Below are 21,810 nucleotides of genomic sequence, written 5' to 3' on the forward strand. Positions count from 1 at the left end.
CCTCAGCGCGCCGGGCGGACCGGCGGTGAGCGTCCGTCAGGAGGATAGGCCGCCACCCGGACGCAAGGACGCATGATCGCGCGATGACGCAGCTGGCGCACCGCCAACTCACTCGAACGAGTGAGGGGCGCATGCGAGCACAACGGGAGCGGCCCCGGGAGCGCACGCTCCCGGGGCCGTTGGACTCCGTGTCCGGACCGTTCGTCCCGCCCTCGCCGGCGGGCCCGTCCGGTTGCTCCGCCCGGCCGCCCGGCTACTCCGCCGGGGCGCCCGCCTCGACGGGTGCGCCGGGGCGCACCGCTGGCTCGTCCGAGGCCTCGGCGGCCGTCGGCGCCGGCCGGGCCTGCTCGACGTGGATCTCGACCGTGGTGTCGACCGCGACCACCACCTGCTCGCCCGAGCGCTGCCCGGCCCGGATCGAGTCGATCCTGGCCAGCACCTTGCTGCGCAGGTCGCTCGGGGCGTCGTCGCACCCGCAGGAGCGCTTGATCAGCGCCTTGATCGCCTGCTCCAGCCCGTACTGCTTCAGGCAGGGCGAGCACTCCTCGAAGTGCACGCGCAGCTTGGCGCAGTCGCCCTCGGTCATCTCGTTGTCGAGGAATTCGTAGAGGTGGTCGAGGACCTCGCCACACTCCGTCTCGTGCGGATCGCCGCAGCTCATGAGCCCGAGCCCTTCGCTTCCTGCCCTGCCCCGCTACCGGCCGGGACCAGCCCGCGCTCACGGGCGTAATCCTCCAGCATGCCGCGCAGCTGACGGCGGCCGCGGTGCAGCCGGGACATCACCGTACCGATGGGAGTACCCATGATGTCCGCGATCTCCTTGTACGCAAAGCCCTCTACGTCCGCGAGATAGACGGCGATCCGGAATTCCTCCGGGATGGCCTGGAGCGCGTCCTTCACATCGCTGTCGGGCAGGTGGTCGAGTGCCTGGGTCTCGGCCGAGCGCAGACCGGTCGACATGTGCGACTCGGCGCGGGCCAGCTGCCAGTCCTCGATCTCCTCCGCCGCCGTGCGCTGGGGCTCGCGCTGCTTCTTGCGGTACGAGTTGATGAACGTGTTGGTGAGGATGCGGTACAGCCAGGCCTTGAGGTTCGTGCCCTCACGGAACTGGTGGAAGGACGCGTACGCCTTGGCGAACGCCTCCTGGAGCAGGTCCTCCGCATCCGCGGGGTTGCGCGTCATGCGCAGCGCCGCCGAGTACATCGGATCCAGGTAGCCCAGGGCGTCGCGCTCGAAGCGCTCCCGCCGGGCCTCCTCGGACTCCTCCGCCGACACCCGGAAGGTGTCCTCACCGATCGCCTCGGCCAGCTCCTCACCGGTGAGCGCCTCGCCCGCGGGCTGGCCCTCCTCCGGGCCCCGGCCCGGCTCGGCCTCGTGCTCGGTCCCGACGACCGGACCCACCTCCTCGCCATGGCGGGCACGACCCACGGCGGGCCGCCCCGAAATGGAGGATATCGGGCTGACGGGCTTCTCGCCCGCGACAATCCAGTCGGACCAGGCGGGGGCGAACGCCGCGGCGGCCTCGCGCTGCTGTGACCGCTCGGGGCACGCGATCGAACCCATCTGCCCTGCCTCTCAACGGGAATCGTGCTGACGAGGGTGTCAACCACCCGGACCTCGCCCGCATTCCCGTGCCCACCCCGGAATCACTCGCACGAGTGATCGAGTGGAAACTCCCTGCTCACGGCCGCCCGCGCCGCCTCACCCGACCCTCAGCACCCAGTCCCCCACCGCCCGGCAGATCAGCTCCAGCACCTCGTCCTGGCCCAGCGACGCCCGCTTGGGCACCTCGAAACCGTGGTTGCCGTACGGCAGCGCCACCAGCTCGTGCCCGGCCGGCAGCTCCGGGAACTCCTGCGGCCCGCCGAACGGATCCGCCGCGCCCTGCACCACCAGCGTCGGCAGCCCCGACTCCAGCAGCTCCTGCGCCCGGCTCTTCTCCGGCTTGCCCGGCGGGTGCAGCGGGAAGGCCAGCGCCACCACCCCCACCGCCCCGGTCGCCGCGCCGGTGCGGCAGGCCACCCGCGCCCCGGCGCTGCGCCCGCCGACCACCAGCGCCGGCCCCTGCCCGGCCAGCCGCTCGGCCACCGGCCGCCAGCCGAGGTCCAGCGTCTTCGCTGCCGACGGGCCCAGCTTCCTCCCGGCCACCTTCCAGGGCTGCTCGACCAGCGTCACGGTGATCCCGCGCGACGGCAGCCTCCCGGCCAGCGCCGCCAGGTCCCGGCTGTCGATCGCCCCGCTGGTGCCGTGCCCGAGCGCCAGCACCACCCTCGGGTCGGCCGCCCGGTGATAGGTGATCCGGGCGTCCCCCGCCTCGGTGGGGACGAGCTCGGTGGTCCTCACAACAGTCACTCCAGCAGGTTTCAGAACAGGGTGGTCTCGTACTCGACCTCGGCCCACGGCTCCTTGAGCTCCGGGCCGTCGTTGCGGATGTTGCCGACCGCCGGCGAGACCGGGGTGGCCAGCAGCGCGCCGGGCGGCGGGGGTATCAGCAGCCGGCGCAGCTCGTCCGGGTCGGCCTGCCCCGGGTCCAGCCACTCGTCGTAGGAGACCGGGTCGAGGAACAGCGGCATCCGCTCGTGGATCGGCGCCAACGACTCCTCGGCGTCGGTGGTGACGATGGTGAAGGTCACCAGCCAGGCCGCCGGGTGGTCGGCCGGCACCGTCCGGTCCCGCCAGAACTCGTACAGTCCGGCCAGCGCCAGCGGGGTGCCGTCGGCCCGGGCGACGAAGAACGGCTTCTTGCGCGGCTTGCCCCGCTCGGCCGCCACCGTCTGCCACTCGTAGTAGCCGTCCACCGGCAGGATGCACCGGCGCGAGGCGAAGGCCTGCCGGTACGAGGGCTTCTCGTGCACCGTGTCCGAGCGGGCGTTGATCATCTTCACCGCCGTCTCGGCCGACTTCGACCACTGCGGCACCAGGCCCCACCGCAGCACCCGCAACTGCCGCACCGCCCGCGACCCGCCCCTGGGCACCCGGTCCAGCACCACGAAGGCGCTGTTCGTCGGAGCGACGTTCCAGCTGGGGGCCAACGTCTCCGCCGGATCCCACTGCTCGACGCCGAAGAGCTCCACGATGTCCTCGGGCTTGCCACTGGCTGCGAAGCGACCGCACATGCGGGCCAGCTTGCCATGCCGGGCCCGCTCACCACTTCTTCATCCCACCAGGAGAACCGCCCGCTCCCGCCCGCCCGTCCCCGCATGGGAGGCTGCCCCGAACGGCCCAACGCAGCGGACGGAGGCGGAGAAGAAACGATGAGTACACAACCGACCGACCAGAACCTCGGCGCACTGTGGAACCAGGTCACCGGGACCCAGCCCGCCCCGCCCGGCTGGCTGGTCCTGGCCACCGCGGGCGCCGCCCTGCTCGCCGTCCTCGCCCGCCCGCTCTGGCACGTCACCCGCAACGCCGTGACCATCGCCCACGAGGGCGGCCACGGCCTGATCGCCCTCGTCACCGGCCGCCGGCTCGCCGGCATCCGGCTGCACTCCGACACCTCCGGCCTCACCCTCTCCTACGGCCGCCCCACCGGCCCCGGCATGATCCTCACCGCCGCCGCCGGCTACACCGCCCCCGCCCTGCTCGGCCTCGGCTGCGCCGCCCTGCTCTCCACCGGCCGGATCACCCTGCTGCTCTGGCTGGCCATCGCCCTGCTGCTCGCCCTGCTGGTGCGCATCCGCAACGCCTTCGGCCTGTTCACCGTGCTGGTCGCCGGCGGCGCCTTCTTCCTGGTCTCCTGGTTCGGCAGCGCCGAGGTCCAGGCCGGCTTCGCCTACCTCGGCTGCTGGTTCCTGCTGTTCGGCGCCGTCCGCCCGGTCCTCGAACTCCAGCACCAGCGCCGCATCGGCTGGGCCCGCGACTCCGACGCCGACCAGCTCGCCCGCCTCACCCACATCCCCGGCCTCGCCTGGATCACCGTCTTCCTGCTCACCGCCCTCGCCTGCCTGGCCCTCAGCACGAGCTGGCTGCTCAAGCCGCTGTGACCCGGCGGGCGGGCAGCCGTCCGTCATCCGGCCGCAGCAGGGGCCGTTCCGGTACGGCCCCTAAACTGGCCCCCATGACCGAGACCCTGTGGCCCGCCCCCGTCGCGACCACCCCCGTTGACGCCACCGTCACCATCCCCGGCTCCAAGTCGGTCACCAACCGAGCCCTGGTGCTGGCGGCGCTCGCCGACGAGCCCGGCTGGGTGCGCCGCCCGCTGCGCAGCCGCGACTCCCAGCTGATGGCCGACGGCCTGCGCGCCCTCGGCGTCGGCATCGAGGAGAAGGTCAACAACGACTCCGGCGGCACCGGCGGCGGCGAGGCCTGGCGGGTCATCCCGGCCCCCGCGCTGCGCGGACCGGCCTCGATCGACGTCGGCAACGCCGGCACCGTCATGCGCTTCCTGCCCCCGCTCGCCGTCCTCGCCGACGGCCCGGTGCACTTCGACGGCGACCCGCGCAGCTACGAGCGCCCCCAGCACGGCGTGATCAACGCCCTGCGCGCGCTCGGCGCCCGGATCGACGACGGCGGCCGCGGCGCCTTCCCGCTCACCGTGCACGGCACCGGCGCGCTCGACGGCGGCCCGGTCGAGCTGGACGCCTCCTCCTCCTCCCAGTTCGTCTCCGCCCTGCTGCTCTCCGGCGCCCGCTACAACCACGGCGTCGAGGTCCGGCACGTCGGCGGCCCGGTGCCGTCGCTGCCGCACATCCGGATGACCGTCGAGATGCTGCGCCTGGCCGGCGTCCAGGTCGACGCCCCCGAGGACGGCGGCGAGAAGGACGTCTGGCGGGTCACCCCCGGCGCCCTGATCGGCCGCGACCTGGTGGTCGAGCCGGACCTCTCCAACGCCGCGCCGTTCTTCGCCGCCGCCCTGGTCACCGGCGGCCGGGTGACCGTGCGCGACTGGCCCAAGCACACCTCCCAGCCCGGCGACCAGCTGCGCGAGATCTACACCCGGATGGGCGGCGCCTGCGAGTTCACCGACGAGGGCCTGCAGTTCACCGGCACCGGCCGGATCCACGGCATCGAGGCGGACCTGCACGACGTCGGCGAGCTCACCCCGGTGATCGCCGCCGTCGCCGCGCTGGCCGACTCCGAGTCCCACCTGTACGGCATCGCCCACCTGCGGCTGCACGAGACCGACCGGCTCGCCGCGCTCGCCAAGGAGATCAACGACCTCGGCGGCGACGTCACCGAGACCGAGGACGGCCTGCGGATCCGCCCGCGCCCGCTGCGCGGCGGCATCTTCCACACCTACGAGGACCACCGCCTGGCCACCGCCGCCGCGGTGCTCGGCCTGGCCGTGCCCGGCGTCGAGGTGGAGAACGTGGCCACCACCGCCAAGACCCTGCCGGACTTCCCGAAGATGTGGGCGGAACTGCTCGGCGAAGCGGTGGCGGACGCCTGAGCGGAGACTGAGCACATGCGCCGCTACGGCAAGGACGCCGACGAGGACGACATCCGCAACCGCCCCGCCCGCCGGGGCTCCCGGCCGCGGACCCGGATCCGGCCCAAACACGAGGACGCCGCCGAGGCGATGGTGCTGACCGTCGACCGCGGCCGGCTGACCTGCCTGATCGACCCGGGCACCAAGCAGGAACGCGAGATCGTCGCCATGAAGGCCCGCGAACTGGGCCGCAAGGGCGTCGTCGTCGGCGACGTGGTCAACATCGTCGGCGACCTCTCGGGGGACGCCGACACGCTCGCCCGGATCGTCCGGGTCGAGGAGCGCAGCTCGGTGCTGCGGCGCACCGCGGACGACGACGACCCGTACGAGCGGATCGTCGTCGCCAACGCCCAGCAGCTGGCCATCGTCACCGCGCTGGCCGACCCGGAGCCGCGGCCCCGGCTGATCGACCGCTGCCTGGTGGCCGCGTACGACGCGGGCATGGAGCCACTGCTGGTGCTCACCAAGTCCGACCTCGCCCCGGCCGGGCCGCTGCTGGAGTCGTACGCGCCGCTCGGCATCGACTACGTGGTCACCCGTCGGGACGAACTGGAGACGGCCGGCGCCGAGGCCGTCCGCGAGCACCTGCGCGGCCTCTCCACGGTGTTCATCGGCCACTCCGGCGTCGGCAAGACCACCCTGGTCAACGCCCTCGTCCCGGACCACCAGCGGCAGACCGGCCGGGTCAACGCGGTCACCGGGCGCGGCCGGCACACCACCGTCTCCGCCCTGGCGCTGCGGCTGCCCCCGCCGCCCGGTGCCAAGCCGGGCTCCAGGAAGGCGCTGGACCCGGGCTGGGTGATCGACACCCCGGGCTTCCGCTCCTTCGGCCTCTCGCACATCGACCCGTCCCGGGTCATCCACGCCTTCCCCGACCTGGAGCCCGGCACCGTCGACTGCCCGCGCGCCTGCAGCCACGACGAGGCGGACTGCGCGCTGGACGCCTGGGTCACCGACGGCCACGCCGAGGCCGCCCGGCTCTACTCGCTGCGCCGCCTGCTGGCCAGCAAGGAGGCCCGCGAGGGCGACTGATCCGCTCGGCGGTTTTACCGTCCCATGGGGTTTCCCGACCGTTCGAGGTGTCGGACCGCGCCGGCCTGGTGATCATAGGAAGGTCGGGCCACATCGCGGCCCGACCCGTCGATCGACAGGGAGGGCGCGCGATGGCATGGGCCCTGGTGGTCCTGGCCGGCCTGCTGGAGACCGGCTTCGCGATCAACCTCAAGCTCAGCGAGGGCTTCACCCGGCTCTGGCCCACCATCAGCTTCTGCGTGTTCGCCCTGGGCAGCTTCGGCCTGCTCACCCTCTCCCTGAAGACCCTGCCGGTCGGCCCCGCCTACGCGGTGTGGACCGGCATCGGCGCGGCCGGCACCGCCATCTACGGCATGGTCTTCCTGGAGGAGACCACCTCGGTGCTGAAGCTGGTCTCGATCTCCCTGGTGATCGCCGGCGTGATCGGCCTCCAGCTCAGCGGCACGGCGCACTGACGCCGGGCGGCCGGTCGCGTCCCGCTCCGCGAGCCCGGCTGTCCCGATCCGGGTGGGCTCGCTAGGGTTTCGGACATGGCCGACTACCACGACGATCTCCGACTCGCCCACGTCCTCGCCGACTCGGCCGACTCGGTCACCCTGGAGCGTTTCCGCGCCCTCGACCTGAGGATCGAGACCAAGCCCGACCTCACCCCCGTCAGCGACGCCGACAAGGCCGCCGAGGAGCTCGTCCGCAGCGTGCTGCAGCGTGCCCGCCCGCGCGACGCGGTGCTCGGCGAGGAGTTCGGCCTGCTGGGCTCCGGCCCGCGCCGCTGGGTGATCGACCCGATCGACGGCACCAAGAACTACATCCGCGGCGTCCCGGTCTGGGCCACCCTGATCGCCCTGGTGGAGGACGGCCCGGACGGCGTCGAGCGCCCGGTGGTCGGCATCGTCTCCGCCCCCGCGATCCAGCGCCGCTGGTGGGCGGCCAAGGACCTCGGCGCCTTCGCCGGCCGCAGCCTCGCCAAGGCCTCCCGGATCCACGTCTCCGGCGTCTCCCGGATCGAGGACGCCTCCTTCTCCTACTCCTCCCTCTCCGGCTGGGAGGAGCGCGGCCGCCTCGACCCCTTCCTGGACCTCACCCGCGCCTGCTGGCGCACCCGCGCCTACGGCGACTTCTGGTCCTACATGATGGTGGCCGAGGGCGCGGTCGACATCGCCGCCGAGCCCGAGCTGTCGCTCTGGGACATGGCCGCCAACTGCGTCATCGTCGAGGAGGCCGGCGGCCGCTTCACCGGGCTGGACGGCGTTCCCGGCCCCGGCGGCGCGGACGCCGTCGCCAGCAACGGCATCCTGCACGAGGAGGCCCTGCGCCGCCTGAGCGTCTAGGGAGTGTCCGGCCCCGGACCTGGTGCGGGCCCGGTCGACCAGTCCTCCGGTCGACCGGGCCCGCCGCTCAAAGGGGCGCCCCCCGGCTACTGCTTGCGCAGCTCCCGGACGGCCACCTCCAGCCGCTGCCCGTAGTCGGCGTCGGCCTTGCGGAAGTTGTCGATCGCCCGCTCGACGATGTCCTCGCGGTCGGCCGAGACCTTGGCGATGAAGCCGGCCAGGTTGGCGATCAGCCGCTGCTTCTCGTCCTCCGAGAACAGCCGGTAGAGGTTGCCGGCCTGCACGAAGTCGTCGTCCTCGGCGTGCGAGGGCGCCTCGTGGTTGCCGGTGGCACCGGTGACCGGGGTGGCGGCCCACAGCGGGCGGCCGGTCTGCGCCGGGCCGCCGAAGCTGTTCGGCTCGTAGTTCTTCTGGCGGCCGTGGCGGCCGTCGTACAGGTGGCCGTCGCGGCTGTTGGTGCGCGCCTCGGTGGCGTGCGGGCGGTTCACCGGCAGGTGGTCGGCGTTGATGCCGACGCGGTAGCGGTGGGCGTCCGCGTACGCGAACAGGCGGCCCTGCAGCATCTTGTCCGGGGACGGGCCGATGCCGGGCACGAAGTGCGCCGGGGAGAAGATCGACTGCTCGACCTCGGCGAAGACGTTGTCGGGGTTGCGGTTGAGCTCCAGCCGGCCGATCTCGATCGGCGGGTAGTCGGCGTGCGGCCAGACCTTGGTGAGGTCGAAGGGGTTGAAGCGGTAGTTCGCCGCGTCGGCCGCCGGCATGATCTGCACCTGCACGGTCCAGCTGGGGAACTCGCCGCGCTCGATCGACTCGCGCAGGTCGCGCTGGTGGCTGTCCGGGTCCTCGCCGGCCAGCCGGTTGGCCTCGGCCTGGGTCAGGTTCCGGATGCCCTGGTCGGTCTTGAAGTGGTACTTGACCCAGAAGTACTCGCCGGCCTCGTTCTGCCACTGGAAGGTGTGCGAGCCGTAGCCGTTGAGGTGGCGGTAGCTGGCCGGGATGCCGCGGTCGCCGAACAGCCAGGTCACCTGGTGGGTGGCCTCGGGCGACAGGCCCCAGAAGTCCCAGACGTTGTCCGCCTCCTGGGAGCCGGTGTACGGGTCCCGCTTCTGGGTGTGGATGAAGTCGGGGAACTTTACGGCGTCCTTGATGAAGAACACCGGGGTGTTGTTGCCGACGAGGTCGTAGTTGCCCTCCTCGGTGTAGAACTTCAGCGCGAAGCCGCGCGGGTCGCGCACCGCGTCGGCCGAGCCGAGGTTACCGGCCACGGTGGAGAACCGCAGGAACACCTCGGTCTGCTTGCCGACCTCGGACAGGAACGCGGCCCGGGTGAAGGGCGTCAGGTCGGCGGTCACCGTGAAGGTGCCGTACGCCGCCGCGCCGCGGGCGTGCACCACGCGCTCCGGGATCCGCTCGCGGTTGAAGTGCGCGAGCTTCTCGAACAGCTGCTGGTCCTGGATGAGCGCCGGGCCGCCGACACCCGCGGTCTCGGTGTTCTGGTTGTCGGCGACGGGGGCACCCGCCTCCGTGGTGAGGGTGGGGCGCAGCTCGTCCTGGGTCGTCATAAGAGGGCCTCCGCGTTATCCGGTCGTGACGACTCGATCCTAACTTGGACTTTGTCCAAGTCAATACTGGAACCAATCTCAGAGCGTGACTTACCCTGTTCCCATGAGCGACCTGCTGGAACGACTTCGCGGACGCGGCTGGCGGCTGACCTCACAGCGCCGGGTCGTGGCCGAGGTCCTCGACGGCGACCACGTCCACCTGACCGCGGACGAGGTGCACGCCCGCGCGGTGGCCCGCCTGCCGGAGATCAGCCGCGCGACCGTCTACAACACCCTCGGTGAACTGGTCGGCCTCGGCGAGGTCCTGGAGGTCGCCACCGACGGCCGCGCCAAGCGCTACGACCCCAACGCCCACCGCGCCCACCAGCACCTGGTCTGCTCCGGCTGCGGCGCCATCCGCGACGTCCACCCGCACGGCGACCCGCTCGCCGCCCTCCCCGCCGACGAGCGCTTCGGCTTCACCGTCACCGCGGCCGAGATCACCTACCGCGGCCTCTGCCCGGACTGTACGGGCCAGGCCTAGCAGCACGCAGCGCTACGCGCTCAGCTCCGCGTGCAGCGCGCCCAGCAGGCGCCCGGCCCGCTCCGCCACCTCGGCCGGCCCGTAGTCGGCCGCCCGGCGGCACCAGTTCTCGGCCTGCACCGGCTCGCCCCGGCGCAGCGCCAGCAGGGCCAGCCGCAGCGCCGCCCGCCCGTGCCCGGCGTCGGCGGCCCGGGTGTACCAGAGCATCGCCTGGGCCTCCCGGTCCTGCCGGGCCAGCAGCAGCCCCAGGTTGAAGGCGGCGCTGCGGCTGCCCGCCTCGGCCGCCCGCCGGTACCAGCTCTCGGCGATCTCCAGCGCGCCCCGCTCGGCCGCCCGCACGCCCATCCGCACCTGCGCCCGGCGGTGGCCGGCGTCGGCCGCGACCGCGTACCAGTGCTCGGCCTCGGCGTCCGCGTCGCCGCGCCGGTCCAGCACCGAGGCCAGCCGGAACGCGCCCTCCGCCGACCCGCCGGCGGCCGCCTGCCGGTAGCGCTCCAGGGCGCCGGCCAGGTTGCCCCGCTGCTCCTGGGCGACGGCCAGCTGCAGCGCGGCCTCGCCGTGGCCCTCGGCGGCGGCGCGCGCGTACCACTCCTGGGCCTGCCGCTGCTCGCCGCGCCCGGCGTGCAGCACGCCCAGGTTGAACGCGCCGTCCACGCTGCCGGCCTCGGCCGCCTTGGAGAACCACGGTTCGGCGCCCGACTCGTCACCACGCTGCAGCAGCACCACGGCCAGCGCGTTGCAGGCCTCCCGGTGCCCGGCGTACGCGGCCCGGCGGTACCACTGCTCGGCCTGCTGGTCGCGGCCGGTGGCGACGCAGAGCAGGCCGAGGTTGAAGGCGCCGTTCTGGTCGCCCGCGTCCAGGGCGGTGCGGTACCAGCGCTCGGCCTCCTTGGCCTCGCCGCGCCCGGCGTGCAGGGCGCCCAGCGCGTTGGCGGCGTTGCCGTCGCCGGCCTCGGCGGCCTCCCGCCACCAGTCGGCGGCGGCGGCCAGGTCCCCGGAGTCGCGCAGCAGGAAGCCCAGCGCGCAGGCGGCACGCGGTTCGCCGTTCTGCGCGGACTGCCGGTACCAGCGGGCGGCCTCCTCCAGCAGCGGCTGGTCGGTGCCGGCGCGCTCCTCCAGCAGCACGCCCAGGCGCAGCGCGGCACGGGCGTGGCCGCGCGCGGCGGCGGTGCGGTACCAGGCCTCGGCGGTCTCCTTGTCCCCGGCGGCCTCGCGCATCCGGGCCAGCCGGTAGGCGGCCTCCCGGTGCCCGGCGTCGGCGGAGATCTTGAACCAGCGCTCGGCGCGCACGTCGCGCCGGTGCTCCATCAGGTCGCCCAGCGCGTAGGCGCCGAGCGGGTGGCCGTGGTCGGCGGCGAAGTGCAGCCAGTACTCGGCGGCCTCCTCCTCGCCCTGGTCGCGCAGTTGGAGCCCGAGCGCGTGCGCGGCGGGGGCGCTGCCGGCCACCGCGGCCTGGCGCCACCACTGGGCGGCCTCGCCCCGGTGGCCCTGCTGGTGCAGCAGCACGCCGAGGTTGTTGGCGGCGGCGCGCGTCCCGGCGGCCGCGGCGGCGCGCAGGTACGGTTCGGCGTCCTCCAGGTCGCCGCGGCGCAGCAGCAGGGTGCCGAGCCGGCAGGCGGCGTCCGGGTCGCCGTCGTCGGCGGCCTGGCGGTGGCGGGCCTCCAGCGCGGCGCTCTCGCGGGCGGCCAGCGCGGTCTCGAAGCTGGTGGTGTCCAGGCCGGCCGGGTCGAGGGCGGCGGCGTGCGGGCCGTCGGCGGCCTCGGTCCCGTACGGGCGGACGGCGTCGGCGAACTGACGGGTGGACACGTGGACCAGGCTGTCGGGGCCGTAGCCGGCGGCCGGGGGGCGCTCGGACAGGCCGCTGGTGCGCTGGGCGGGCAGGGCTCCGGGCCGGCTCTCGGGGCTCTCCGCCCAGGCGTCGGTGTCCGCCTCGGTGGCCGCCGCGGACTTGGTGCCTGACCCGTTCTTACCGATCAGCCTCATGCCGACTCCCGCTCCCCCAGAGTGTCGCGGCATCGTGCCCCGGCCCGCGGCCGGGGGGACCCCCAGGGGAGGCGCCGGACCCGACGACCGGTCAGCGGCCGCGCACCGTCCCCCATGTGTCCCATCGTCGCATCACCCGCAACCCGCGTACACCTGCCCCGGCCGAATTCGGGCGGGGCCGACCCGAAGCCGACGAAATTGCTTCGGCGCTTTGTCGATTTCCCGACACTTGGGCCCCACAAACCCCGTGTCGTCGTCGTTGGCGACGGTCGATACTACCGGAGCGGTTCCCGCCGCTTCGGGGTGAAAACACCAGAGGCCCGGAGGAAGAATCCTCCGGGCCTCTGGCCACTGTGTAGCGGGGACAGGATTTGAACCTGCGACCTCTGGGTTATGAGCCCAGCGAGCTACCGAGCTGCTCCACCCCGCGTCGGTAGTTAAACCATAGCACGGGCGCGGGGTGGAACAGGAATCGGTTGTCGCAGCTCAGCGGGCTACGGGTGCGGGCTCTGCGATCCGGTCGGGGTCGCGCCCGCGCTCGGGGCGGCCGCCGGGGCACCGCCGCGGGCCGCGTCGGCCGCCTTCAGCGCATCGCCGAGCGCCTTCTGGGCGTTGCCGTAGGCCACCCAGTCGCCGTTCTTGAACGCGGTCTGGCTGTCGTTGTACGCCTTCTCCGCGTCCCCGAGCGCCTTCTGCAGTTCGGGCGAGATCGTCCCGCCCGGCGCCGGCGTGGTCGGGGACGTGGGCGTCGTCGGGCTGGTCGGCGCCGTCGGGGTGTTTGGTGTGGAGGGCGCGGTCGGCGTGGTCGGCGGGGCCGCCCCGGCGAACACCTTCTTCAGCGCGTCCTCCAGGGTGTTCTCGAACGCCACGTTGTCGTTCCCGTACACCGCCAGGACCTTCTGCAGCGTCGGGTACTTGGCGCCGCGTCCGCGCACGTACACCGGCTCGACGTTGAGCAGCCCGCCGCCGACCGGCAGGGTCAGCAGGTTGCCGTACTCCAGCTCGGCGTCACCGCCGCTCTTCAGCGCGTAGATCTGCGAGGCCACCTCCTGCCGGGAGTTGAACTGCGACTGCACCAGGTTGGGCCCGAGCGTCTTGCTGTCGCCCGGGATCTTGAGGATCCGGATCTTCCCGTAGTCCGGCCCCGGGTCGGCGTCGACCGCCATGAAGGCCGCCAGGTTGTCCCGGCCGTTGGGCACGAAGGTCGTGGTCAGCGAGAAGCTCGCCGAGGTGACCGCCGGGTCCGGCATCCGGACCGTCAGGTAGTACGGCGGCTGGACCTGCTTGGTGTCGCTGGTCGGGTCCACCGGGATCTGCCAGATGTCGCTGCCGTTGAAGAAGGAGTTGGAGTCGGTCACGTGGTACTGGCCGAGCAGGTCGCGCTGCACCTTGAACATGTCCTGCGGGTAGCGCAGGTGCGGCAGCAGCGCCGCCGGGATGTCCGCCTTCGGCTCGACGGTGCCCGGGAACGCCTTCATCCAGGTCCGCAGCACCGGGTCCTGGTCGTCCCACTGGTAGAGCTTCACCTCGCCGGTGTAGGCGTCCACCGTGGCCTTGACCGAGTTGCGGATGTAGTTGACCTGGTTGGCGACGGTCAGCAGCTCACCGCGCTGGTTGGTCAGCGAGTCCTTGGTCGCGGTGCCCAGCGTCGTCTTCGACGAGAACGGGTAGCCGTCCGAGGTGGTGTAGCCGTCCAGCACCCAGACCACCCGGCCGTCCTGCACCACCGGGTACGGGTCGGCGTCGATCGACAGCCACGGGGCGACCTTCTCCACCCGCTCCTTCGGCGTCCGGTTGTAGATCACCTTCGCGCCGTCGGTGATCGCCCCCGCGTACAGGATCTGCGGCTCGGCGAAGCGCACCGCGTACGCGGCCCGGGTGATCGGGTTGTCCAGCGAGACCCCGCTGTTGCCGGTGTACTGGTACTGCTTGTTCTCGCCGGTCTCGGTGGTGTAGTCGATCTCCTGGTTCGAGCCGCCGACGATCGAGTACGAGGTCGTCTTCTCGCCGTAGTAGATCCGCTGCTCGTAGTCGCCCAGCGCGCCGGTGGCCGGCAGACCGGACTCGGTGAACACCGGCTGGCCCTTGTCGTTGACCTGGTTGCCCTTGGCCACGACCGCACCGTAGCCGTGGGTGTACTTGAAGTGGTCGTTGATCCAGTTGCGCTGCACGCCGTTGAGGTCCAGCTCGCGCAGGCCGATCACGGTGTCCTGCTTGTCGGTGCCGGAGCCGTAGCGGTCCACGTCCAGGGTGTTCGGGAAGGCGTAGTAGCTGCGCTGCTGCTCGATCGACTGGAAGGTCGGCGAGACGATGTTCGGGTCCAGCAGGCGGATGTCGGCGATGGTCTGCGCGTCCGGCTTGAGCGCGTCGGCCGTCGTCGCCGCCTGCGGGCTGTACTGGGTGGTCTGCGCGTCGGCGATCCCGTACGCCTGCCGCGTCGCGTCGATGTTCTTCTGGATGTACGGCGTCTCCTTGGCCTGCTCGTTCGGCTTGACCTGGAACTGCTGCACGATCGCCGGGTACAGCCCGCCGATCAGCACCGCCGACAGCACCATCAGGCCCAGCCCGATCAGGGCCGGCGCCCAGGTGCGGCGCACCGGGGTCAGGAAGAACAGCACCGCGCAGATGATCGCGACGAAGAACAGGATCGTCTTGGCCGGCAGGAACGCGTTGGCGTCCACGTACCGCAGGCCGGTCCAGCCGGAAACCCCCTTGTACGAGCCGGTCTTCACCGCCAGCGCGTACCGGTCCAGCCAGTACGCGACGGCCTTCAGCAGCACGAACACGCCCAGCAGCACCGCCAGGTGCCCCTGCGCGCCCACGCTCGCCCGCCGGCCCGGGCCCTGCAGCCGCAGCCCCCCGTACAGGTAGTGCACCAGCGCCGAGGTCAGCAGCGAGACGATCACCGCGCTGAACGCGAAGCCCAGCAGGAACTCGTAGAACGGCAGGTCGAAGGCGTAGAACGAGACGTCCATGCCGAACTGGGCGTCCTTCTCGCCGAAGGACGTCGCGTTCGTCCACATCAGCCAGGTCCGCCACTGGCCCGACGCCGCGGCGCCCGCCACCAGGCCGATCACCAGCGAGACGCCGATCAGCGCCCAGCGCTTGAACGGCGCCAGGCCCGACCGGTAGCGGTCCAGGCTCTGCTGCTCGACCGACATCGCCGACAGCGGCGGCCGCAGCCGGTGCGCCAGCCAGATGTTGAAGCCGACGATCACCGCCATCAGCAGGCCGAACACCGCGAACAGGCCGATCTTCGTCCACAGTTGGGTGGTGAAGACCGACGAGTAGCGAACGGATCTGAACCAGAGCCAGTCCGTCCAGAACCCGGCGAACATGACGAACAGCAGGAACAGCACCGCGAGCACGCCCAGGGTCAGCAGGGCCACCCGCGCCCGCCGGGAGGGCGGGCCTACCCTGCGCCGGAAACCCGGCCCTGAGCGTTCCGGCATCTGGAATACCACGGTGGCACCTCAGCTGTGTCGTCTGGAGTCGGTTGGTCTTCAGGGAAACTTAACCAGGCTTTGGCCGAGTTCCCACCGTTAGCAGACGGTTACTACACCGTTCCCCGCTCCGGCCGTTCCCCGCCCCTCGGACGGCGCCCGGCGCCCGCGCCCCCGCCCGACGTGTGAGGATTGGGGCATGTCCGACGCGCCCAATGCACTCAACTCCCCCGGCTCCCCCGACGACGTCTCCAAGCTCCCCGCCGCCACCCCGCTCACCCGGGCCGCGCTGGAGATCGACGAGTACGCCGCCACGCTCGGCTGGGACCTCCCGGCCCGGCTGTTCGCCCTGGTGGACAGCTCCGCCCTGCGCAAGGCCGACCCGAAGATCGCCGCCCAGCTCGGCCTCGGCGACGACGACACGGCCGGCCTCACCCCGGTCGAGCAGGACGAACTGCCGGCCGGTATGGAGCTGGACAAGTTCCTCGGCACCATCGCCTGGCCCGACGCGGTGGCCGGCTGCGCCCTCGTCGTCGAGCGGATGATGCTGCCGCCCGGCGCCGAGCAGTCCCGCCCGCGCAACGCCAGCGACGCCCAGCTCGCCGAGTGGGTGGCCAACCACCCCAAGCGCGAGGAGGTGCGGATCACCGCCGCCGTACTGCGCGACGGCAAGCGGGAGATCGCGCTGCGGCTGCGCTCCAAGGACACCGCCCGCGAGGTGCTGACCGGCCCGGACCTGGTGCCCGGGCTGACCAAGGCGCTGCTCGCGACCTTCTCGTAGCCGCGCCCCCGCGGGGCGCTACTTCGCGGCGCAGGACGGCAGCGCGGAGGTCTGCCCGGAGCGGATCTGCTCCAGCGACTTCAGCGCGCCGTCCAGCGTGTCCGTCTTGATCAGGGTCAGCCCGGACGGGATGCTCTTGGTCGCCTCGGCGCAGTTCGAGGACGGGGTGAAGAAGTACTCGGCGCCGGCGTCCCGGGCGGCGATCAGCTTCATCGATATGCCGCCGATCGGGCCGACCTTGCCGTCGTCGTCGATGGTGCCGGTGCCCGCCACGAACTTGCCGCCGGTGATGTCGCCGCCCGGGGTGAGCTTGTCGATGATGCCGAGCGAGAACATCAGCCCGGCACTCGGCCCGCCGACGTCCTGCAGGCCGATGTCGATCTGGAACGGGTAGGTGTGCCGGATCGCGGTGCCGATGCCGACCACCGCGAGCTCCGCCCGCTCGGCCGGCGCCTTCGGGTCCAGGTCCTTGGCCCGCACGGTGGGGACGGTGACGTCGGTCCGGCTCCCCGGGTTCGCGCCGCCGTTGCCGGAGGCGTCCTTGACCCGCGGCACCACGGTGAAGACCGCGGACTCGCCCGGCTTGTGCTTGGTGACCGCGGCCACCACCTGCTCGACCGTGCTGACCGGCGCGCCGTCGACCGCCACGATCTGGTCGCCCGCGTGCAGCCGGCCCTCGGCCGGGGCCCCGGCCGTGACCGACTTGACGATCAGCTCATTGCCCACCGGGACGCCCAGCTGGTTGAGCGCGGCGGTGCGGGCGCTGTCCTCGGAGGAGGCGAACTCCTCGGCGTTCTGCTTCTTGGCGTCGGCGTCCGTCTGCCCCTTCGGGTAGACGTTGCCGTGCGGCACGACCAGCACGTCGTCGCGCAGCCAGCCGACCACCGCGTTGACCAGGCTGGGCTCGTACTTGGCCCCGGTGACCTGGACGGTGGTCATGTTGAGGTGCCCGGTGGTCGGGTACGACTCGCGCCCGGTGATGGTGATCACCGGCTTGCCGCCCTGGTTGCCGAGCGTGTTGTACGTCGGCCCCGGGCTCATCTCCGTGTACGGCACCTTCATCAGCACCGAGACGCAGAGCAGCGCTATGAGCAGCAGGGTGGCAGCGAGCATCGTCGCGGAGCGGCGTGGCATGCCTCGACAGTACGGGACGCCGGTGAGCGAGCGCCCCCCGGGCTACCGGCCGGAACCGTCCCCCTGGGCGCCGCTCCCGGCGGTGGTGCGTTCCATCGCGGCCATGAACCGCCGGTGCTCGGCGAGTGAGGCCGGGTCCCCCGTGACTCTCGGGGCCCGCTGGGCCCAGCCCGCCCACAGCGCGGCGAGCAGGACGGCGACAACCGGAATGATCAACCAGGCGAGCGCACCCATATCAACTCCCAGCTCGTCGTGTCTACGAGCAGATTAACCACTCCGGCGGACAACGCGGGCAGCGCCGTCCGGGTTACGGGAGGGCCGATCGGCTCACTGCCAGGGAGTATTCGGAGCACCGGCCCGGACCCGTTCGAGTGAGAGCCCGGCGCGCCTGGCATGATCGTAGCGATACGTGTGCACGTGGCGACTCTCCGCATGCGGACCGCCGGCCGGAGGCCGGGTCAGCAGCTGCCGGCGCCGACCCACTCCTCCTCGCCGTCGGTGAAGACCTGGTGCTTCCAGATCGGCACCTCGTGCTTGAGGTCGTCGATCAGCCGGCGGGCGGCCGCGAAGGCCTCGCCCCGGTGGGCGCAGGACACGGCGACGATCACCGCCTTGTCGGTGATCTCCAGCCGGCCGATCCGGTGCACCGCGGCCAGCGCCTTCACCGGGAAGTCCGCGACGACCTTCTCGGCGATCCGGCGCATCTCCTGCTCGGCGGTGGGGTGGCAGCTGTACTCCAGCGCGGTGACCGACTTGCCGCCGTCGTGGTCACGGACCGTCCCGACGAAGACGGTCGTACCGCCGGCCGCGTCGTCGCCCACCGCCTCGTACACCTCGTCCAGCGAGAGCGGGGTGTCGCGGATGGCGAGCAGGCGGATGGGGTCGTGATTCTCGGACATGCCCCCATGATTCCCCATCCCGGGTGGTTTGGGGCAAGTGGCTTCCGCATCACGATCCCGCGATTCCGCATCGCGAGAAAGCATCGGCCGGGCGCCTCGGCACCGCGGGCTTCGGGACGGCAGGCTTCGGGACGGCAGGCTTCGGGACGGCAGGCTTCGGAACTGCGGGCCGCCCGACGTCCGTCCCGGAACCGCGGGCCTCAGAAACGGCGCCGCTTGCGGGCCCGGCGCACCAGCGCCGCCGTACCGACCAGCGCCACCGTCGCCCCGGCCGCCCCCAGGCTGGTCGCGGCCTCCTTGCCGCCCAGCCGGCGCCCGGCCACCGCGTGCTTGCCGGCCACCTGCCCCAGCAACTCGGCCAGCACCTGCTCATTGGTGTGCGCCGGACGCCAGCCCGCCTCGTGCAGCCGGCTGCCGGACACCACCCACGGATACATCGTGTAGGCCAGGTCCCCCGCCGGGGCCGGGGTCAGGCCCAGCCGGTGCAGCCGGGCCGCGGTGCCCAGCGCCAGCGAGGCCGGCAGCTCCATCCGCCGGATCCCCGACAGCCGCTCCACGTCCTCCTGCTCCAGCCAGCCGTCGCAGCCGACCGTCACCTCGCCCTCCACCAGGCCCAGCGCCGCGTACTCCAGCGCCGCCGCCAGGTCGTCCACGTGGCAGAACTGCCAGCACGGGCGGGAACCGGCCACCACCAGCAACCGCGGCGCCTCGAAGTGCCGGGTCAGCACGGTGTCCACACCGGGGCCGACCACCACGGCCGGGCGCAGCACCGTCACCTGCAGCCCCGGGTGGGCGCGCGGCGCGCGGCGGGCCAGCCGCTCGATCTCCAGCAGGTCCCCGACCAGCGAGGCCTCCTCGGTCGCCCGCAGCTCGGAGTCCTCGGCCAGCGGCACCTCGTTGTCGGCCAGCGCGCCGTAGACCATCGCGGAGGTGCAGAGCACCACCCGGTGCACCCCGGCGGCCGCGGCGGCGGTCAGGACGGTCTGCGCGCCGCGCACGTTGTAGGCGCTGCGGGCGCGCGGATCCGACTCCATGCCGAAGTCCATCGCCAGGTGCACCACCACGTCCACCCCGGACAGCCGCTCGGCCACCGCCGGGTCCCGCACGTCCAGCACCCGCCACTGCACGCCCGGCACGTCGCCGCGCCGGTCGTCCACCGCCAGCACCTTGCGCACGTGCGGCGAGGCGACCAGACGGGCGGCGACCCGCTCGCCGAGCACGCCGGCGGCACCGGTGACGGCCACGGTGACCGGCCGTCCGCCGTAGGCTGGAGGCGGCGACGCCGTGGTGTCCGGGGCGTCCTCTCCTCCGGTCAGCCCAGAGCGAACGTCCGAAGGCGGGGAACTCACCGGCCATCCTCCACGGTTAGCTTATGTGCGTACGGACGTGTGTCACGTACGTCCATCCTGCCCGAGGCGAAGGCCCGGCGGTGCACCCGGCGCGGGCCTGCCGCGTGGGAGCCGCCCACGAGCCCCCACTCCGCCGCTGCCCCGGGCGGGCAGCACATCCCGCCACACCCGCATGACGGCCGACCGGATCGAGGACCCCGTGAGCGACCTTCCCTTCGGATTCGGCGTTCCGCCCGAGGAGCCCGAGGACGGCAAGGCCAAGCCCGACGACGAGCAGAAGAAGCAGGACCAGGGCTCCGGCGGCTCCGACCAGGGCGGCGCGCAGCCGTTCGGCTTCGGCGCCGGCAACCCGTTCGGCGCGCTGTTCGGCATGCCCGGTGGGGCCCCGGGCGGTCCCGGCGGCGACAACCCGTTCGCCGCGATGTTCGGCGGCCTCAACCCCAACGACCTCGGCGCCGCGTTCCAGCAGCTCGGGCAGATGCTCTCGTTCGAGGGCGGCCCGGTGAACTGGGACCTCGCCAAGAACATCGCCCGCCAGACCGTCGTCGCCGAGCCCGCCGAGGGCAAGAGCAAGGACCGCTCGGTCAGCGCCGCCGAGCACTCCGCCGTGGCCGAGGCCGTCCGGCTCGCCGACCTGTGGCTCGACGGCGTCACCGAGTTCCCCTCCGGCGCCGGCACCGCCGTCGCATGGAGCCGCGCCGAGTGGATCGAGGCCACCCTCCCGGTCTGGAAGGACCTCGTCGACCCGGTCGCCGAGCGGGTCGGCAACGCCATGGGCGGCGTCCTGCCCGAGGAGATGCAGGCCATGGCCGGCCCGCTGATGGGCATGATGCGCTCGATGGGCGGCGCCATGTTCGGCACCCAGATCGGCCAGGCGATCGGCGCCCTCGCCGGCGAGGTGGTCGGCTCCACCGACGTCGGCCTGCCGCTCGCCCCGGCCGGCAAGGCCGCGCTGCTGCCGCAGAACGTCGCCGAGTTCGGCGAGGGCCTGAACGTGCCCACCGACGAGGTCCGGCTCTACCTCGCCCTGCGCGAGGCCGCCCACCAGCGGCTCTTCGCCCACGTGCCATGGCTGCGGGCCCACCTGCTGGGCGCCGTCGAGGCGTACGCCCGCGGCATCAAGGTCGACACCTCCCGGATGGAGGAGCTCGTCGGCCAGCTCGACCCGAGCAACCCGGAGGCGCTCCAGGAGGCACTGGCCGGCGGGCTGCTCCAGCCCGATGACACCCCCGAGCAGAAGGCCGCGCTCGCCCGCCTGGAGACCGCGCTCGCGCTGCTCGAAGGCTGGGTCGACGCCGTCGTGCACGCCGCCGCCGAGCCGCACCTGCCGCAGGCCGGTGCGCTGCGCGAGACCGTCCGCCGCCGCCGGGCCGCCGGCGGGCCCGCCGAGCAGACCTTCGCCACCCTGGTCGGCCTGGAACTGCGCCCGCGCCGACTGCGCGACGCCGCCCGGCTGTGGGCGCTGCTCGCCGACGCGCGCGGCATCGAGGGCCGCGACGCGCTCTGGCAGCACCCGGACATGCTGCCCACCGCCGCCGACTTGGACGACCCGGACGCCTTCGTGCACCGGGGCGGCGCCGACGACCTGGAGGGCGGCCTCGACTTCGACGCGATCGACAAGCTGCTGGGCGAGGCCGCCGCGGGCGGCACCGCCGCCAAGCCGGACCTCACCAAGAACGACGGGCCGGCGAAGAGCGACGAGCCGAAGCAGGACGACGGCGGCACCGACGGGAAGGGCGAGCCCAGCGCATGACGGTCACCGACACGGGGGCGTCCGCCCTGCACGCGGACGCGGTCCGCGCCCTGACCGGGTGGCGGCCCGCCGAGGAGGAACAGGAGCGGCTGCGGCGCGACTACCTGGCGCACCTGGCCGAGCAGCCGGAGGGTCTGTACCGGTCCTGTCTGCCCGCGCACATCACCGCGAGCGCGGCGGTCGTCGACCCGGCGGCCGGGCGGGTGCTGCTCACCCTGCACCCGAAGGTCGGCATGTGGCTGCAGATGGGCGGGCACTGCGAGCCCGACGACCGCGACCTCGCGTCGGCCGCGCTGCGGGAGGCCGTCGAGGAGTCCGGCATCCCCGACCTGGTCCTGCTGGAGGTGGACGGCGCCCCGGTGCCGGCCAAGCTGGACCGGCACCTGGTCCGCTGCACGGGCAAGGACAAGCCGGAGAACACCCACCTGGACGTCCAGTACATCGCGGTGGCACCGCCCGGTGCGCAGGCACTGATCAGCGAGGAGTCGCTGGACCTGCGCTGGTTCGACTACGACCGGCTGCCGGAGCTGACCGACCACTCGGTGCGGGATCTGGTGGCCCGGGCACGCCGGCTGACCAGTTGAGGTGAGACACC

20 protein-coding genes and 1 tRNA gene are annotated in these 21,810 nt (G+C 72.8%); 9 read left to right on the forward strand and 12 right to left on the reverse strand.

Annotation, left to right across the window (positions count from 1 at the left end; genetic code table 11):
• Window positions 1–253: 253 nt before the first annotated feature.
• From rsrA to ACIOJE_RS06225, 4 genes are all read right to left on the reverse strand, one after another.
• A complete protein-coding gene (gene rsrA / locus ACIOJE_RS06210) occupies window positions 254–661 on the reverse strand; it encodes a mycothiol system anti-sigma-R factor (RefSeq protein WP_280676244.1) in 408 nt (135 codons plus the stop codon).
• Entirely contained in the window at window positions 658–1,401 is a 744-nt protein-coding gene (locus ACIOJE_RS06215; protein WP_400773937.1) for a sigma-70 family RNA polymerase sigma factor, read from the reverse strand. Before ACIOJE_RS06215 ends, rsrA begins: the two co-directional genes overlap by 4 nt.
• A gap of 300 nt (window positions 1,402–1,701) precedes the next feature.
• Entirely contained in the window at window positions 1,702–2,343 is a 642-nt protein-coding gene (locus tag ACIOJE_RS06220; RefSeq protein ID WP_400773678.1) for an alpha/beta family hydrolase, read from the reverse strand.
• A 20-nt stretch (window positions 2,344–2,363) separates the two neighbouring features.
• Window positions 2,364–3,116 carry an SOS response-associated peptidase gene (locus ACIOJE_RS06225; protein ID WP_400773680.1) on the reverse strand — a complete coding sequence of 251 codons (753 nt, stop codon included), beginning with the start codon at window positions 3,114–3,116 and terminating at the stop codon, window positions 2,364–2,366.
• 138 nt (window positions 3,117–3,254) lie between these two features.
• Between ACIOJE_RS06225 and ACIOJE_RS06230 the strand changes: the two genes are divergently transcribed.
• From ACIOJE_RS06230 to hisN, 5 genes are all read left to right on the forward strand, one after another.
• A complete protein-coding gene (locus ACIOJE_RS06230) occupies window positions 3,255–3,983 on the forward strand; it encodes a M50 family metallopeptidase (RefSeq protein WP_280676250.1) in 729 nt (242 codons plus the stop codon).
• A 74-nt stretch (window positions 3,984–4,057) separates the two neighbouring features.
• On the forward strand, window positions 4,058–5,389 hold the full coding sequence (gene aroA, locus ACIOJE_RS06235) for a 3-phosphoshikimate 1-carboxyvinyltransferase (RefSeq protein WP_280676252.1): 1,332 nt from the start codon (window positions 4,058–4,060) through the stop codon (window positions 5,387–5,389).
• Between the two features lie 15 nt (window positions 5,390–5,404).
• Complete coding sequence (gene rsgA / locus ACIOJE_RS06240) at window positions 5,405–6,460, forward strand: ribosome small subunit-dependent GTPase A (protein WP_400773683.1); 1,056 nt, start codon at window positions 5,405–5,407, stop codon at window positions 6,458–6,460.
• Window positions 6,461–6,591: 131 nt separating this feature from the next.
• Window positions 6,592–6,915, forward strand: coding sequence for a multidrug efflux SMR transporter (locus ACIOJE_RS06245; RefSeq protein ID WP_280676257.1), 324 nt, complete (start codon window positions 6,592–6,594; stop codon window positions 6,913–6,915).
• Window positions 6,916–6,990: 75 nt separating this feature from the next.
• Entirely contained in the window at window positions 6,991–7,788 is a 798-nt protein-coding gene (gene hisN, locus ACIOJE_RS06250; RefSeq protein ID WP_280676259.1) for a histidinol-phosphatase, read from the forward strand.
• An 86-nt stretch (window positions 7,789–7,874) separates the two neighbouring features.
• On the opposite strand, the gene ACIOJE_RS06255 is transcribed toward hisN, so the two are convergent.
• Window positions 7,875–9,350: a catalase gene (locus tag ACIOJE_RS06255; RefSeq protein WP_280676261.1), complete on the reverse strand. Its 1,476-nt coding sequence runs from the start codon at window positions 9,348–9,350 to the stop codon at window positions 7,875–7,877.
• Window positions 9,351–9,453: 103 nt separating this feature from the next.
• Here ACIOJE_RS06255 and ACIOJE_RS06260 point away from each other — a divergent pair, with 103 nt between their 5' ends.
• On the forward strand, window positions 9,454–9,873 hold the full coding sequence (locus tag ACIOJE_RS06260; protein ID WP_280676263.1) for a Fur family transcriptional regulator: 420 nt from the start codon (window positions 9,454–9,456) through the stop codon (window positions 9,871–9,873).
• Between the two features lie 12 nt (window positions 9,874–9,885).
• On the opposite strand, the gene ACIOJE_RS06265 is transcribed toward ACIOJE_RS06260, so the two are convergent.
• The 3 genes from ACIOJE_RS06265 to ACIOJE_RS06275 form a co-directional block, all read right to left on the reverse strand.
• Window positions 9,886–11,856 carry a tetratricopeptide repeat protein gene (locus ACIOJE_RS06265; protein ID WP_280676265.1) on the reverse strand — a complete coding sequence of 657 codons (1,971 nt, stop codon included), beginning with the start codon at window positions 11,854–11,856 and terminating at the stop codon, window positions 9,886–9,888.
• 356 nt (window positions 11,857–12,212) lie between these two features.
• Window positions 12,213–12,286: transfer RNA gene (locus tag ACIOJE_RS06270), tRNA-Met, on the reverse strand.
• A gap of 64 nt (window positions 12,287–12,350) precedes the next feature.
• Window positions 12,351–15,308, reverse strand: a complete 2,958-nt coding sequence (locus ACIOJE_RS06275; RefSeq protein WP_280676268.1) for a UPF0182 family protein — start codon at window positions 15,306–15,308, stop codon at window positions 12,351–12,353.
• Between the two features lie 190 nt (window positions 15,309–15,498).
• Here ACIOJE_RS06275 and ACIOJE_RS06280 point away from each other — a divergent pair, with 190 nt between their 5' ends.
• Window positions 15,499–16,080 carry a PPA1309 family protein gene (locus ACIOJE_RS06280; protein ID WP_280676271.1) on the forward strand — a complete coding sequence of 194 codons (582 nt, stop codon included), beginning with the start codon at window positions 15,499–15,501 and terminating at the stop codon, window positions 16,078–16,080.
• Window positions 16,081–16,098: 18 nt separating this feature from the next.
• Here ACIOJE_RS06280 and ACIOJE_RS06285 read toward each other — a convergent pair whose 3' ends face one another.
• The 4 genes from ACIOJE_RS06285 to ACIOJE_RS06300 form a co-directional block, all read right to left on the reverse strand.
• Window positions 16,099–17,214 (reverse strand): PDZ domain-containing protein, encoded by a 1,116-nt coding sequence (locus tag ACIOJE_RS06285; protein ID WP_280676273.1) that lies wholly within the window; start codon window positions 17,212–17,214, stop codon window positions 16,099–16,101.
• A 42-nt stretch (window positions 17,215–17,256) separates the two neighbouring features.
• Window positions 17,257–17,430, reverse strand: a complete 174-nt coding sequence (locus tag ACIOJE_RS06290) for a hypothetical protein (RefSeq protein ID WP_400773688.1) — start codon at window positions 17,428–17,430, stop codon at window positions 17,257–17,259.
• 242 nt (window positions 17,431–17,672) lie between these two features.
• Window positions 17,673–18,113: a molybdenum cofactor biosynthesis protein MoaE gene (locus ACIOJE_RS06295; RefSeq protein ID WP_280676277.1), complete on the reverse strand. Its 441-nt coding sequence runs from the start codon at window positions 18,111–18,113 to the stop codon at window positions 17,673–17,675.
• 200 nt (window positions 18,114–18,313) lie between these two features.
• Complete coding sequence (locus tag ACIOJE_RS06300; protein WP_400773691.1) at window positions 18,314–19,462, reverse strand: NAD-dependent epimerase/dehydratase family protein; 1,149 nt, start codon at window positions 19,460–19,462, stop codon at window positions 18,314–18,316.
• 199 nt (window positions 19,463–19,661) lie between these two features.
• Between ACIOJE_RS06300 and ACIOJE_RS06305 the strand changes: the two genes are divergently transcribed.
• Together ACIOJE_RS06305 and ACIOJE_RS06310 are read left to right on the forward strand one after the other, a co-directional pair.
• Window positions 19,662–21,215: a zinc-dependent metalloprotease gene (locus ACIOJE_RS06305; RefSeq protein WP_400773693.1), complete on the forward strand. Its 1,554-nt coding sequence runs from the start codon at window positions 19,662–19,664 to the stop codon at window positions 21,213–21,215.
• Window positions 21,212–21,799, forward strand: coding sequence for an NUDIX hydrolase (locus ACIOJE_RS06310; protein WP_400773696.1), 588 nt, complete (start codon window positions 21,212–21,214; stop codon window positions 21,797–21,799). Before ACIOJE_RS06305 ends, ACIOJE_RS06310 begins: the two co-directional genes overlap by 4 nt.
• The last annotated feature ends 11 nt before the right edge of the window (window positions 21,800–21,810 follow it).

Source organism: Kitasatospora sp. NPDC087861 (genome assembly GCF_044742585.1).
In the GTDB taxonomy this organism is placed as follows: domain Bacteria; phylum Actinomycetota; class Actinomycetes; order Streptomycetales; family Streptomycetaceae; genus Kitasatospora.